Annotated in this window: 13 protein-coding genes; 9 read left to right on the top strand and 4 right to left on the bottom strand. The window is 67.4% G+C overall.

What is annotated here, in order from left to right; genetic code table 11:
• Window positions 1–113: 113 nt before the first annotated feature.
• Window positions 114–719 (bottom strand): murein hydrolase activator EnvC family protein, encoded by a 606-nt coding sequence (locus tag HDA45_RS09240; protein WP_184893723.1) that lies wholly within the window; start codon window positions 717–719, stop codon window positions 114–116.
• Between the two features lie 383 nt (window positions 720–1102).
• On the opposite strand from HDA45_RS09240, the gene rpsB reads away from it, so the two are divergent.
• From rpsB to HDA45_RS09210, 6 genes are all read left to right on the top strand, one after another.
• Complete coding sequence (gene rpsB / locus HDA45_RS09235; RefSeq protein ID WP_184893721.1) at window positions 1103–1990, top strand: 30S ribosomal protein S2; 888 nt, start codon at window positions 1103–1105, stop codon at window positions 1988–1990.
• A 93-nt stretch (window positions 1991–2083) separates the two neighbouring features.
• Window positions 2084–2908: a translation elongation factor Ts gene (gene tsf, locus HDA45_RS09230; protein WP_184893719.1), complete on the top strand. Its 825-nt coding sequence runs from the start codon at window positions 2084–2086 to the stop codon at window positions 2906–2908.
• A gap of 92 nt (window positions 2909–3000) precedes the next feature.
• Complete coding sequence (gene pyrH / locus HDA45_RS09225) at window positions 3001–3744, top strand: UMP kinase (protein ID WP_005154669.1); 744 nt, start codon at window positions 3001–3003, stop codon at window positions 3742–3744.
• Window positions 3745–3795: 51 nt separating this feature from the next.
• The gene (gene frr / locus HDA45_RS09220) at window positions 3796–4353 is read left to right on the top strand and encodes a ribosome recycling factor (protein ID WP_184893717.1); all 558 of its coding nucleotides are present in this window, start codon (window positions 3796–3798) and stop codon (window positions 4351–4353) included.
• Window positions 4353–5249, top strand: coding sequence for a phosphatidate cytidylyltransferase (locus HDA45_RS09215; RefSeq protein WP_184893715.1), 897 nt, complete (start codon window positions 4353–4355; stop codon window positions 5247–5249). Before frr ends, HDA45_RS09215 begins: the two co-directional genes overlap by 1 nt.
• Before the next feature lie 61 nt (window positions 5250–5310).
• Window positions 5311–6843, top strand: a complete 1533-nt coding sequence (locus HDA45_RS09210) for a carboxylesterase/lipase family protein (RefSeq protein WP_246480657.1) — start codon at window positions 5311–5313, stop codon at window positions 6841–6843.
• Window positions 6844–6885: 42 nt separating this feature from the next.
• On the opposite strand, the gene HDA45_RS09205 is transcribed toward HDA45_RS09210, so the two are convergent.
• On the bottom strand, window positions 6886–7731 hold the full coding sequence (locus HDA45_RS09205; RefSeq protein WP_184893713.1) for a VOC family protein: 846 nt from the start codon (window positions 7729–7731) through the stop codon (window positions 6886–6888).
• Between the two features lie 115 nt (window positions 7732–7846).
• Between HDA45_RS09205 and HDA45_RS09200 the strand changes: the two genes are divergently transcribed.
• Window positions 7847–8701, top strand: a complete 855-nt coding sequence (locus HDA45_RS09200; RefSeq protein WP_184893710.1) for a methyltransferase domain-containing protein — start codon at window positions 7847–7849, stop codon at window positions 8699–8701.
• On the opposite strand, the gene HDA45_RS09195 is transcribed toward HDA45_RS09200, so the two are convergent.
• Complete coding sequence (locus HDA45_RS09195) at window positions 8632–9270, bottom strand: PadR family transcriptional regulator (protein ID WP_184893708.1); 639 nt, start codon at window positions 9268–9270, stop codon at window positions 8632–8634. The genes HDA45_RS09200 and HDA45_RS09195 overlap by 70 nt on opposite strands.
• A gap of 162 nt (window positions 9271–9432) precedes the next feature.
• Between HDA45_RS09195 and rlmN the strand changes: the two genes are divergently transcribed.
• Window positions 9433–10539: a dual-specificity RNA methyltransferase RlmN gene (rlmN, locus tag HDA45_RS09190; protein WP_184893706.1), complete on the top strand. Its 1107-nt coding sequence runs from the start codon at window positions 9433–9435 to the stop codon at window positions 10537–10539.
• Window positions 10540–10571: 32 nt separating this feature from the next.
• The gene (locus HDA45_RS09185) at window positions 10572–10844 is read left to right on the top strand and encodes a hypothetical protein (RefSeq protein ID WP_184893704.1); all 273 of its coding nucleotides are present in this window, start codon (window positions 10572–10574) and stop codon (window positions 10842–10844) included.
• A gap of 126 nt (window positions 10845–10970) precedes the next feature.
• Here HDA45_RS09185 and HDA45_RS09180 read toward each other — a convergent pair whose 3' ends face one another.
• Window positions 10971–11867 (bottom strand): DUF4231 domain-containing protein, encoded by an 897-nt coding sequence (locus HDA45_RS09180; protein WP_184893702.1) that lies wholly within the window; start codon window positions 11865–11867, stop codon window positions 10971–10973.
• Between the last annotated feature and the right edge of the window lie 19 nt (window positions 11868–11886).

Here is an 11886-nt window from a genome sequence, read left to right as displayed (position 1 = left end):
CTGCGATAACCCTCCACCCGCTGGTCAGCCTCATCCAGCGGCCGGATGGTGGGGCCCTTCGCCTAGTCCCACGTGCCGAAGGACGTCTTCGGCCCAGGCCTCCGTCGCCACGCCTAGCTTCCTTCCCAAGGTTTGAGGCGGATCTCCGACGGTTCGCCGATCAACGCCAGCGGATCGACGTACTCCTCACCCCGCCGGACGCCGAAATGCAGGCAAGCCGGTTCCGGGCAGCCCGGATGCCCCGCGGCGAGCGTCCCGAGCACTTGACCTCGGTAGACCTGATCACCCGCGGTGACTGTGAGGGCGAGAGGTTGGTAAGTGGCGCGCAGCCCTCCTTCGTGATCTATCGAAACCACCCCGCGGCCCGCCACCTGCCCGGCGAACATCACCACTCCTTCGGCGGCCGCGAGCACGTTCGTGCCCGGTGCGGCGGCGAGGTCGACGCCGCGGTGACCGGGGCCGTAGGGCGTCGCCGGTGGCTCGAAGTACCTGGTGACGCTCGGTGCCGGGGACAGCGGCCAAGACAGGCGCCCTTGCGGCGAAGGGGCGCCTCTGGCCGTTCCCGGCATCGTCGACGAAGCCAAGAGAGCGAGCGCTGTCGCGAGGACCGCGAGGCGGGGGAGGCGCCGGGGGTGCCCCGGGCGGCGGTGCCTGCCGCCGGTGCGGTCGATCGCGAAGGAATGCCTGGTGACAGGGCGGGAACAGGTCGTCGTCGTCATGTGTTCCAGCTTGGGGGCACGGCGTGGCGAGCGGGACGCGCCGGTGGAATCTGTGGATAACCGAGGCGGTTGTGGACAACCGCTCTCATCAGGGGCTGCCGGTGCGGTAGGTGGTCACGACAGGGAGTAGACTTCTTTGCGCGGTCCGCGTCAGCGGGCTGACTTCGCGTGTACGTGCGCGCCCCCGATGGCCGATCTCCTCACGGAGGGTCAGGACAGACGGGGGCACACGGCCCGGCGGTCTCTGGGATCACTTCACCCCCGGGTCCGGGCCCGAGGCATCTGCACCAGGGCGATCGGCCACCCGGCCGTGAGCGACGAACCGAAAAGCGCGGTCCCGGCGGAGCCGGGCGCGCACGACACAGAAGAGGTTGATTCCGGCAATGGCCGTCGTCACCATGAAGCAGCTGCTCGACAGCGGCGTGCACTTCGGGCACCAGACCCGTCGGTGGAACCCGAAGATGAAGCGCTACATCTTCACCGAGCGCAATGGCATCTACATCATCGACCTTCAGCAGACGCTGACCTACATCGACCGTGCGTTCGAGTTCATCAAGGAAACCGTCGCGCACGGCGGCACCATCATGTTCGTCGGCACCAAGAAGCAGGCCCAGGAAGCCATCGCTTCCGAGGCCGCTCGCGTGGGCATGCCCTACGTGAACCAGCGCTGGCTGGGCGGCATGCTGACCAACTTCCAGACGGTGCACAAGCGTCTCCTCCGCCTGAAGGAGCTCGAGTCGCAGGAGCAGACCGGCGGCTTCGCCGGCCTCACCAAGCGAGAGATCCTCACGCTCACCCGTGAGAAGGACAAGCTCGAGAAGACTCTCGGCGGTATCCGCGACATGGCCAAGGTGCCGAGCATCGTGTGGATCGTCGACACGAAGAAGGAGCACATCGCCGTCGGCGAGGCTCGCAAGCTGAACATCCCGGTCGTCGCGATCCTCGACACCAACTGCGACCCGGACGAGGTCGACTACCCGATTCCGGGTAACGACGACGCGATCCGTTCGGCCGCGCTGCTGACCAAGGTCGTGGCCGAGGCCGCCGCCGCCGGTCTGATGGCCCGTTCCAGCCGCAACGGTTCCGCTTCGGCCGACACCAAGCCCGAAGCGGGCGTCGCCACCGACGAGCCGCTGGCCGAGTGGGAGAAGGAGCTGCTCGCCGGTTCCGAGACCGCCGCCGCGGACGCCAAGGAAGCCGCCGTCGCGACCGGCGCGGCCGCCGAGGCCCCGGCTGAGGCTCCGGCCGAGCAGGCCACCGCCTCCTCCTGATCCACCCAGCCCTCGGGGCCGCCTCCGGGCGGCCCCGAGGGTCACCTCTTCCCAAAAGACTTTCTCGTACCTGAAAAGGACGGACAACGCACGATGGCGAACTACACCGCCGCAGACGTGAAGCGCCTCCGCGAGCTGACCGGCTCCGGCATGATGAACTGCAAGAAGGCGCTGGAGGAGAACGACGGCGACTTCGACAAGGCCGTCGAGTTCCTGCGCATCAAGGGCGCCAAGGACGTCGGCAAGCGCGCCGAGCGCGCCACCGCCGAGGGCCTCGTCGCCGGCCAGGACGGCGTGCTGATCGAGCTCGACTCCGAGACCGACTTCGTCGCGAAGAACGAGGACTTCCAGGCCCTCGCCGCGAAGATCGTCGAGGTCGCCAAGGCCGAGAAGACCAGCGATGTCGAGAAGCTGAAGGCCGCCTCGCTCGACGGCAAGACCGTCGAAGAGACCGTCCAGGAGATGGCCGCCCGCATCGGCGAGAAGCTCGAGCTTCGCCGCGTCGCCGCCTACGAAGGCACCACCGCCACGTACCTGCACCGTCGCGGTGCGGACCTCCCGCCCGCCGTCGGCGTGCTCATCGAGTACACCGGTGAGGGCGAGGCCGCCGCCGAGGCCGCTCGTGGTGCCGCCATGCAGGTCGCCGCGCTCAAGGCCAAGTTCCTCACGCGCGAAGAGGTTCCGGCCGACGTCGTCGAGAACGAGCGTCGCGTCGCCGAGGCCACCGCCCGCGAAGAGGGCAAGCCGGAGCAGGCCATGCCCAAGATCATCGAGGGCAAGGTCAACGCCTACTACAAGGACAACGTCCTGCTCGAGCAGCCGTCGGTCAAGGACAACAAGAAGACCGTCAAGGCCCTGCTCGACGAGGCCGGCGTGACCGTGAGCCGGTTCGCCCGGTTCGAGGTCGGCCAGGCCTGATCCAGGCGCGGAACACAAGAATCACCACTGTGCCCCGTCTCCGTCCATCGGGGACGGGGCACAGTCGGGTTCAGAGCATTAGGGAGGGCGACATGGGTGTCCGGGTCGAAGGCGGATACCGGCGAGTGCTGCTGAAGCTGGGCGGCGAGATGTTCGGCGGCGGTTCCATCGGGGTTGATCCGGATGTGGTGCACTCGGTCGCTCAGCAGATCGCCGACGTCGCGCGGACGGGCGTGCAGATCGCCGTCGTGATCGGCGGCGGCAACTACTTCCGCGGCGCGGAACTGTCGCAGCGCGGCATGGACCGTGACCGCGCGGACTACATGGCGATGCTCGGCACCGTCATGAACTGCTTGGCACTGCAGGACTTCCTGGAGAAGGAGGGCCTGCCCACCCGCGTGCAGACCGCCATCACCATGGGACAGGTCGCCGAGCCGTACATCCCGCGCCGCGCCGAGCGTCACCTGGAGAAGGGCCGCGTCGTCATCTTCGGCGCCGGGGTCGGCATGCCCTACTTCTCGACGGACACCGCCGCCGCGCAGCGCGCGCTCGAGCTCGGCTGCGAGGCCGTCTTGATGGCGAAGGCCGTCGACGGCGTCTACACCGCGGACCCGAAGAGCGACCCGACAGCCGAGATGTTCCACGAGATCAGCCACCGCGAGGTGCTGGAACGGGACCTCAAGGTCGCCGACGCCACCGCGTTCAGCCTGTGCATGGACAACAACATGCCGATCATCGTGTTCAATCTGCTCACCGAGGGGAACATCGCTCGCGCGGTCAGTGGTGAGAGGATCGGCACACTGGTCGACACCCCCGCCGACGGGGTGCCCGCGTAGTCCTGCTCTGTTCTTCGCAACCGGTACGAATACACAACAACGGGAGTTGCCGTGATCGACGAGACCCTCCTCGACGCCGAGGAGAAGATGGAAAAAGCGGTGTCCGTCGCCAAGGAGGACCTGTCGTCGGTGCGCACCGGCCGGGCCCACCCTGGGATGTTCTCGCGCGTTGTCGTCGACTACTACGGCGCGCCGACCCCGCTGAACCAGCTGGCGGGCGTCAACATCCCCGAAGCCCGGATGGCGTTGATCAAGCCTTACGACCAGAGCGCGCTCAACGCCATCGAGAAGGCGATCCGCGAGTCGGACCTCGGCGTCAACCCGAGCAACGACGGCAACGTGATCCGCATCGTCATCCCGCAGCTCACCGAAGAGCGCCGCAAGGAGATGGTGAAGGTCGCCAAGTCCAAGGGTGAGGACGCCCGCGTCTCGATCCGCAGCGTCCGCCGCAAGGCCAAGGAAGAGCTGGACCGGATCAAGAAGGACGGCGAGGCGGGCGAGGACGAGGTCGTCCACGCCGAGAAGGAACTCCAGAACCTCACCGACTCGTACACGCACAAGGTCGACGAGCTGGTGAAACACAAGGAAGCCGAGCTACTCGAGGTCTGATGAGCCAGGTGAGCGAGGAACGCGAGGACCGGGTGGAGAACCCGGAACCGGTTCCGGCGGAGAAGCCGGAACCGGCGCAAAAGGTTTCCCGTGCCGGCCGCAACCTGCCCGCCGCGATCGGGGTCGGGCTGCTGCTGGGGGCGGCGATCGTCACGTCCCTGCTCACCGTGCGCTTTTTGTTCATCGGCATCATCGCGATCGCCATCGCGGTCGGCACGATCGAGCTCGCCGGGGCGCTGAAGCGGGCGGCGGGTATCCAGATCGCGCTGGTCCCGGTGCTCGTCGGCGGCCAGGCGATGATCTGGCTGGCGTGGCCGTACGGTCGCGAGGGCGCGCTGACGGCGTTCGTGCTGACGGTGCTCGTCTGCCTGCTGTGGCGGTTGCCCGGCGGCGCGGAAGGCTATCTGCGCGACATCAGCGCGTCGGTCTTCGCCGCCGCATACATCCCGCTTTTCGGTGCGTTCGCCGCGATGCTCGTCCCGCCCGAGGACGGCGTCGGCCGCGTCCTGGCGTTCATGATCGGCGTCGTCGCCTCGGACACCGGCGGCTACATCGCCGGTGTGCTGGGCGGCAAGCATCCGATGGCGCCCAGCATCAGCCCGAAGAAGACCTGGGAGGGCTTCGCGGGCTCGCTCGTGGCCGGTGTGGTCGCGGGCGCGCTGACACTGAGCCTGCTGCTCGACGGCCACGCCTGGCAGGGCGTGCTGTTCGGCGCGGCGATCGTCTGCACCGCGACGCTGGGCGATCTCGTCGAGTCGCTGATCAAACGCGACCTCGGGGTCAAGGACATGGGGAACATGCTGCCGGGGCACGGCGGGCTGATGGACAGGCTCGATTCGCTGCTTCCGTCGGCCGTCGTCTCCTGGCTGCTGCTCTCGGCGTTCGTCCCCGTCTAGGCGAAACTCGTGTGACAAGCCCGCTGCCCTGGGCCAAGGTCGGAGTATGCGAACTCGACGGATGAGTAAGCGACTTCTGACCTTGGCCCTGAGCATGCTGACGTTCGGCGCCCTGACGACAGCCGTGGCGGAAGCGGGCGGAAACCCGGTCGTCCGCACGGATTCCGGTCCCGTGCGCGGGGTGAGCACGGGCGGATACCGGAGTTTCCAAGGCATTCCGTTCGCCGCGCCACCGGTCGGCGCCCTGCGCTGGGCGCCGCCGGCCAGACCCGAGCCGTGGACCGCCGTGCGGGACGCGAGCAAACCCGGACCTCGATGTTCGCAGGGGGCGGGGATCGGTTCGGCGCCGAGCGACAACGAGGATTGCCTGTATCTCAACGTGGTCAGCCCGGCCGGACCAGCGCACAAGCCGCGTCCGGTGATGGTCTGGGTGCACGGCGGCGGCTTCACCTCCGGCGCGGGCAGTGACTACGACTTCAAGCGGACGGCCCTCGGCGGAGACGTCGTCGTGGTGACCGTGAACTACCGGCTGGGTGTGTTCGGCTTCTTCGGCCACCCCGAACTCGGACGCGACTCCGGTTCCTTCGGCCTGCAAGACCAGCAGGCCGCCCTTCGCTGGGTGCAGCGCAACGCGCGCGCCTTCGGGGGAGACCCCCGGAACGTCACGCTGTTCGGTGAGTCCGCCGGCGCGATGAGCACCTGCGCCCAGCTGGCCTCGCCGTCGGCCGCGGGACTGTTCCACCGCGCGATCCTCCAGAGCGGGCCGTGCACCCTGACCTGGCCCGACGGTGGGTTCTTCCCGGGAGTGCCCGCGGGGTCGCCGTACCTTCCCCGCGCCGAGGCCGAGGCGGTGGGCGCCGACGTCGCGAAGAACCTGGGATGCGCCGACGTCGCCTGCCTTCGCCGTATCCCGGCCAAGGATCTGCTGAGCCAGCCGCCCGGGGCGCCCGCGTTCGGCACCGATCTGCTGCCGGAGCATCCGGTCGCGGCGCTGAAGACGGGGCGGTTCGCGCGCGTCCCGGTGCTGACCGGGGTCACGAGGAACGAGTCGAGGCTGCTCGTCGCGCTGTACCCCGGGCAGCCGTTCACCGAAGAGCACTACCAAGAACTCCTGCGGACAGCGTTCAAGGACAAGGCGCCGCTCGTCGCCGCCGAGTACCCGTCGGCGGAGCACGGCGGCCCGGCGATGGCGTTCGCGGACGCCATGACCGACCGGAGCTGGGGTTGCCCCCAGACGGGGACCGAGCGGTTGCTGCGCGAGCGCACCCGGACCTTCAGCTATGAGTTCGCCGATCAGGACGCTCCGCCGCTCGTTCCGATGCCGCCCGGAATGCGCGCCGGCGCTTCTCATGGATCCGAATTGGCCTATTTGTCTGATATGACCCCGTCCCCGGGGAAATTGACGTCCGCGCAACAGAAGCTCGCGGCACAAATGATTCGGTATTGGACCCGATTCGCGCGGTCCGGAAATCCGAACACCGGCGAACTGCCGAAGTGGCGTCCCACGCCTGAGACGCAGTCGCTGGCGCCGGGCGAGATCGGCCCCGTCGACCTCGCGACCGTGCACAATTGCGGGTTCTGGGCGGGTCTCTGACGCCAGAGCCGGGGTGACACGGTCACCCCGGCTCTCCCGTTTTCAGTCGTCGTAAGGATCGTCGACTTCGGCGCTGCCCCAGCCTTCGACGGCCCGGGAGTGGTCGATCACGGCGAACACCGAACCGTCCGGATCGGCGAGGATCGCCATCCGGCCGTACGGGGTGTCGTAGGGCTGGACGACGACGGCGCCGCCGAGCATCAGGGCCTGCCCCGCCGCGGCGTCCGCGCCGCGAGCCGGGTCGAGTTCGAGGTAGACCATCCAGTGCGGGGGAGTGTCCGGCCGGTACTCCGTGCCCATCACGTACCGGTACAGCACCGGTTCGTGCTCGATGAGCCATTCGGCGTAGTCGAGCGACGTGCCGTCGCCGATCTGGTGGCTGGTGTAGTTGAAGAGGCGGCAGTAGAAGTGATCCGCCGCGGCCCCGTCGTGGGTGTTGAGATCCGCGCCGCTGAAGGTGTTGGGCACCCCCGTCGCGAACTCCCAGGTGGCGGGCGGTTCCCAGAAGACGACGTGCGCGCCGCACGCGTCGACGGCGTGGACGATGTTGCCGCGATGGGGAATCGCCATCGGCCCGAGGGTGACCCGGCCACCGAGACTGTCCACCCACTCCGCGGCCGCGGCCGCCTGCGGCACCGAGATGTGCACGCTCCAGCCGAACGGGCCGTCCGTGCCCGAGCGGTACAGGCCACCGGTCGGGACGCCGTTCAGTGTCGCGATCGAGTATCTGCCGTTCGGCGTCGCCGGATCACGCTGAACGGTGTACTCCCAGTCGAAAAGGCCGCTGTAGAAGGCTTGTGTGGCCGCTTCGTCTCTGCACGCGAGCTCTATCCAGCACGGGATTCCTGAAGGGATGACGGAAGTGTGGGCGGCCGAGCCAAGCGACATGCGGTTCTCCCTTACCGGTGGGAGTAAAGTCTAGTCGCTATCCGCATTGTTTCCGTGAAAGATTTCGACCCGGATGGCCCGGAACCCGGCCCGGTGTCCCGACGTTGGAGCTACCGTGCGCTGGTTTCCCCGAACTGTCTCCTCCTTCCGTCGCGGCGGCGACGAAGTGCTGCCGAGCCCGAATATCTGGTACTACCAAAAGGCCTACGAGGTCGAGAACCGCGCACAGGACGTCGACGACGAGATCTGGCGGGTGCTCGCCGGACAGCGGGACTGGTCCGGGGCGGACGTGCTCGACATCGGCTGTGGAGACGGGTTCCATCTGCCCCGGTTCGCCGCGACGGCGCGGTCGGTGCTCGGGGTCGAACCCCATGAGCCGCTCGTCCGCGACGCGTCGCGACGCGTCGCGGAACTGCCGAACGTCGAAGTGCGGCAGGGTCGTGCGCAGCGGCTTCCCGTGCCGGACGCGGCTTTCGACGTCGTCCACGCGCGGACAGCGTACTTCTTCGGCCCCGGCTGCGAACCCGGCCTTCGCGAGGCGGAACGGGTGCTGCGGCCCGGCGGCACGCTGGTGATCGTGGATCTCGATGTGACGAGTGAGCCTTACGGCCGCTGGATGCGCCTGGATCTGCCGCATTACGACCCGCCCGGGGTCGAGAAGTTCTTCGCCCGTCAGGGATTCGACTGCCGCAAGGTGATGACGCGGTGGGAGTTCGGGGACGCCGCCGCGATGGAAGCGGTGCTGAAGATCGAGTTCAGCGCTCCGGTCGCGGCGAAGGCGATCGCGGAGGTCCGGCGCCTCAACGAGGTTTCGTCAAGCGCCGGTGAAGAGCGGGTGACGCTGCCGGTGGGCTATCGCGTGCATACGCGCACCAAGCCCACCGGCCTCGTCGTGCCAGGTCACTCCGCGTCCTCGGCGGAAGCCTCGGCTCCGGCGGTGTCGTCGTCGGCCTCGCCGAGGATGCCGTAGATCGTCCGGCGTGCCTCGTTGAGCACGTCGACGGCGCGGGACTGCTGTGCCTCGCTGCCGGCGTGCATGACCTGCATGACCGCGGCGGCCAGGGTCGCCCCCGCCTTGCGCAGGTTCACCTCGACCGGGTCGACGTCGTGGGCGATCTGCTCCCACGGCGGGACGGCGTCCTGCTGTTCGGCCGCGGCGCGACCGGACTCGGTGAGTTCGAACAGCTTCTTGCCGCCCTCGTCCTTGCTGATCACCAGGCCTTCGTCGGCCAGCATCTGCAGGGTCGGGTAGACCGAGCCGGGGCTCGGCTTCCAGAAGCCGCCGCTGCGCTCGCCGATCTCGCGGATGATCTCGTAACCGTGCCTCGGCTGCTCGGAAAGCAGCGCGAGGATCGCGGCGCGGACGTCACCGCGCTTGCCGCGCCGTCCACCGGGTCCACCGCGACGGCCGTGCCGATGCCGGTGGCCGGGTCCGCCGGGGCCCCATCCCGGAGGCGGGGGGAATTCGCCGAAGCCGCCGCGAGCCCAGGGCCCGAAGGCGGGTCGGCCGTGTTCTGGAGGAAAAGGTCGTCCTCGCATGATGTGAATCCTCTCTACGTAATGTTCCGACACGTTCACGATATATCGGAAACAGTCGTCTGGCAACTTCCTTCCGCGAATCGGGTCGTCACGTGACCTGGGGAACAGTGGTCCGGGGCGGCCAGGGCGCGCCAAAGGTGGACATGGGAGACTGGTTGGGCTATGACTGCCCTCCCTCTCGTCTTCGACGCGCCCAAGCGCGGCCTCCCGCCGCGCCATCTCGCCGACCTCACCGCCGCCGAGCGGGCCGAGGCCGTCGCCGAGCTGGGTGAGAAGCCGTTCCGCGCGAAGCAGCTGTCGAACCACTACTTCTCGCGGCTCACGGTGAACCCGGAGGAGATGACGGACATCCCGGCGGCCTCGCGGGAGAAGCTCGTCGGCGATCTCATGCCGACGCTGCTCACCGAAATCAAGGCTCTCGCCTGCGACGACGGCACCACCCGCAAGACCCTGTGGCGCGCGCACGACGGGACGCTGCTGGAGAGCGTGCTCATGCGCTACCCGGACCGAGCGACCCTGTGCATCTCGAGCCAGGCAGGCTGCGGCATGGCGTGCCCGTTCTGCGCGACCGGCCAGGGCGGCCTCGACCGGAATCTCTCGACCGCGGAGATCGTCGACCAGGTCCGTTCCGCCGCCGCGGTGATGCGCGACGGCCAGATGACCGGCGGCCCCGGCCGTCTGTCGAACATCGTCTTCATGGGCATGGGTGAGCCGCTGGCGAACTACAAGCGCGTGGTGGCCGCTGTCCGGCGGATCACCGATCCCTCACCCGACGGGCTCGGTATCGGTCAGCGTTCGGTGACGGTGTCGACGGTGGGGCTCGCGCCGGCGATCCGCAAGCTGGCGGACGAGAAGATGCAGGTGCGGCTGGCCGTTTCCCTGCACACGCCGGACGACGAGTTGCGGGACACTCTGGTGCCGGTGAACGAGCGCTGGTCGGTGGACGAGGTCCTGTCCGCCGCCCGGTACTACGCGGACACCTCCGGCCGGCGGGTGTCGATCGAGTACGCGTTGATCCGGGACATCAACGACCAGCCTTGGCGGGCGGAACTGCTCGCGAAGCGGCTGCGTCAGCACCTGGGACAGTTGGTGCACGTCAACGTGATCCCGTTGAACCCGACCCCGGGCAGCAAATGGGACGCGTCGCCGAAGCCGGTGGAGCGGGAGTTCGTCCGGCTGGTGAACGCCGGCGGGGTCGCTTGCACGGTACGCGACACGCGTGGCCAGGAAATCGCGGCGGCCTGCGGGCAGCTCGCCGCCGAGAACTGATTTTTCCTTTCAGTGATGGAGAGTTTGTCGTGATGTATGCCCCCAGCCTGTTGGATCCGGCTGCGGAGGAGCTGAAGCTCGCGGACGTGATCGGCCATGGCGCGACCGGTGTCGCGCGCGAGGCTCGGACGTTGCTCGGCGAGCGGTTCAGCTCGGTGACCTTCATGTACGTCTTGATGCGCGCTTTCGAGGTGGAGTACACGGCGGCGCGGGACGCTTCGCGGTGGCACGAGTTCCACGGCGGGCCGTACGCGTTGTCGGACGCGGACCTGGAGAAGTTGCTGGCCCCGTGGCTTTCGCGATGACCTTCTGCGGTCGTCTGCGACGGGGAGTGCGCCACGCGACGTGGGATCAAGTGCTCGCTTCAAGCGAATATGAGCTGTATCTCGGCCGCTGAGCGCACGGAGTCGGGCAGGTGCGACCAGGCAGCACTACAGTTCACCGGTATTCCGGGTCTCCGGGGGCTGTTCGAGGTTCTGCTGGCGCTTCCGCTGCTCGGATTTGAGCCGATGTACCTCTTCCACGAACTCTTTGAGCGCGATTTCTTCTGTCTTGCAGTACTTGTAGCGTCCGACGCCGACTTCGAAGGCTTCCCATTCGTGTTCGATTGCGTCGGCTGTCTGCTGTAGATAGAAGCTTCGCTCTTTGTACTTGTAGTAGCCCATGAAGCCGCTCGAGATGCCGACAGCCAACGTTACGCCAAGAACAACCCAGCGCACCGGTCCGCCTGAAGATGAGACGCCAGAAGCTGCGGTGGCAGAGATCGAGCCGATGATGAGAACACCCTGGAGGATGTTGTTCACGTGGCGATACCTCTTGCTGTCCCCGCGGAGTCGCTCGATCTCGTTGTAGGCCTCATCTTTGTAGATGAGTCGACGGGTCTTCTGGTCGAACGTTCCATCCGCGACCTGAAGCTTCCGAGCGTCACGCTTCTTCGCGATTTGGAGCTCGATTTCTCCCTCTGACCTTCGGCGTAAGGATGCCTTACCTTCTCGATGTTTTGCTTCGGATTTGACTTCTTTGGGGCCGCCCCCCGGATTGCGTGACAACTGATAGGCGGATATGCAGAACGCGATTGCGATGATAAAACCCGGAATGCCAACGGCGATCAGTGTGCGGCGATCGAACCCGGGTAGCCAAATCAGGGCATACAGCACCAGGAAGAGTGCCGGCCCTAGCGCGTAGGACGCGATCGAGAGCCTTCGTCGGCGTTTGGCAACAACTGCCCAGTGCTCATATTCCCGGATCTTGGCGTTGAGGTTTAACAAACTTGCGTTTGCCGCTAGTGCGGCGTCTTTTTCCTTCTGCGCCTGGATAGTGGCTGTCATGGGAGCGGGTTTACGACTC

This window comes from Amycolatopsis umgeniensis (assembly GCF_014205155.1).
Taxonomy (GTDB): Bacteria; Actinomycetota; Actinomycetes; order Mycobacteriales; family Pseudonocardiaceae; genus Amycolatopsis; species Amycolatopsis umgeniensis.
This window is presented reverse-complemented; position numbering and strand designations above follow the sequence as displayed.

Excerpts from the sequence above, each read along its gene's own strand:
- tsf (WP_184893719.1), top strand. The coding sequence starts at position 2,084 with ATGGCGAACTACACCGCCGCAGACGTGAAGCGCCTCCGCGAGCTGACC.
- HDA45_RS09205 (WP_184893713.1), bottom strand. The coding sequence starts at position 7,731 with ATGTCGCTTGGCTCGGCCGCCCACACTTCCGTCATCCCTTCAGGAATC.
- rpsB (WP_184893721.1), top strand. The coding sequence starts at position 1,103 with ATGGCCGTCGTCACCATGAAGCAGCTGCTCGACAGCGGCGTGCACTTC.
- HDA45_RS09215 (WP_184893715.1), top strand. The coding sequence starts at position 4,353 with ATGAGCCAGGTGAGCGAGGAACGCGAGGACCGGGTGGAGAACCCGGAA.
- HDA45_RS09185 (WP_184893704.1), top strand. The coding sequence starts at position 10,572 with ATGTATGCCCCCAGCCTGTTGGATCCGGCTGCGGAGGAGCTGAAGCTC.
- pyrH (WP_005154669.1), top strand. The coding sequence starts at position 3,001 with ATGGGTGTCCGGGTCGAAGGCGGATACCGGCGAGTGCTGCTGAAGCTG.
- HDA45_RS09240 (WP_184893723.1), bottom strand. The coding sequence starts at position 719 with ATGACGACGACGACCTGTTCCCGCCCTGTCACCAGGCATTCCTTCGCG.
- rlmN (WP_184893706.1), top strand. The coding sequence starts at position 9,433 with ATGACTGCCCTCCCTCTCGTCTTCGACGCGCCCAAGCGCGGCCTCCCG.
- HDA45_RS09210 (WP_246480657.1), top strand. The coding sequence starts at position 5,311 with ATGAGTAAGCGACTTCTGACCTTGGCCCTGAGCATGCTGACGTTCGGC.
- HDA45_RS09195 (WP_184893708.1), bottom strand. The coding sequence starts at position 9,270 with ATGCGAGGACGACCTTTTCCTCCAGAACACGGCCGACCCGCCTTCGGG.
- HDA45_RS09180 (WP_184893702.1), bottom strand. The coding sequence starts at position 11,867 with ATGACAGCCACTATCCAGGCGCAGAAGGAAAAAGACGCCGCACTAGCG.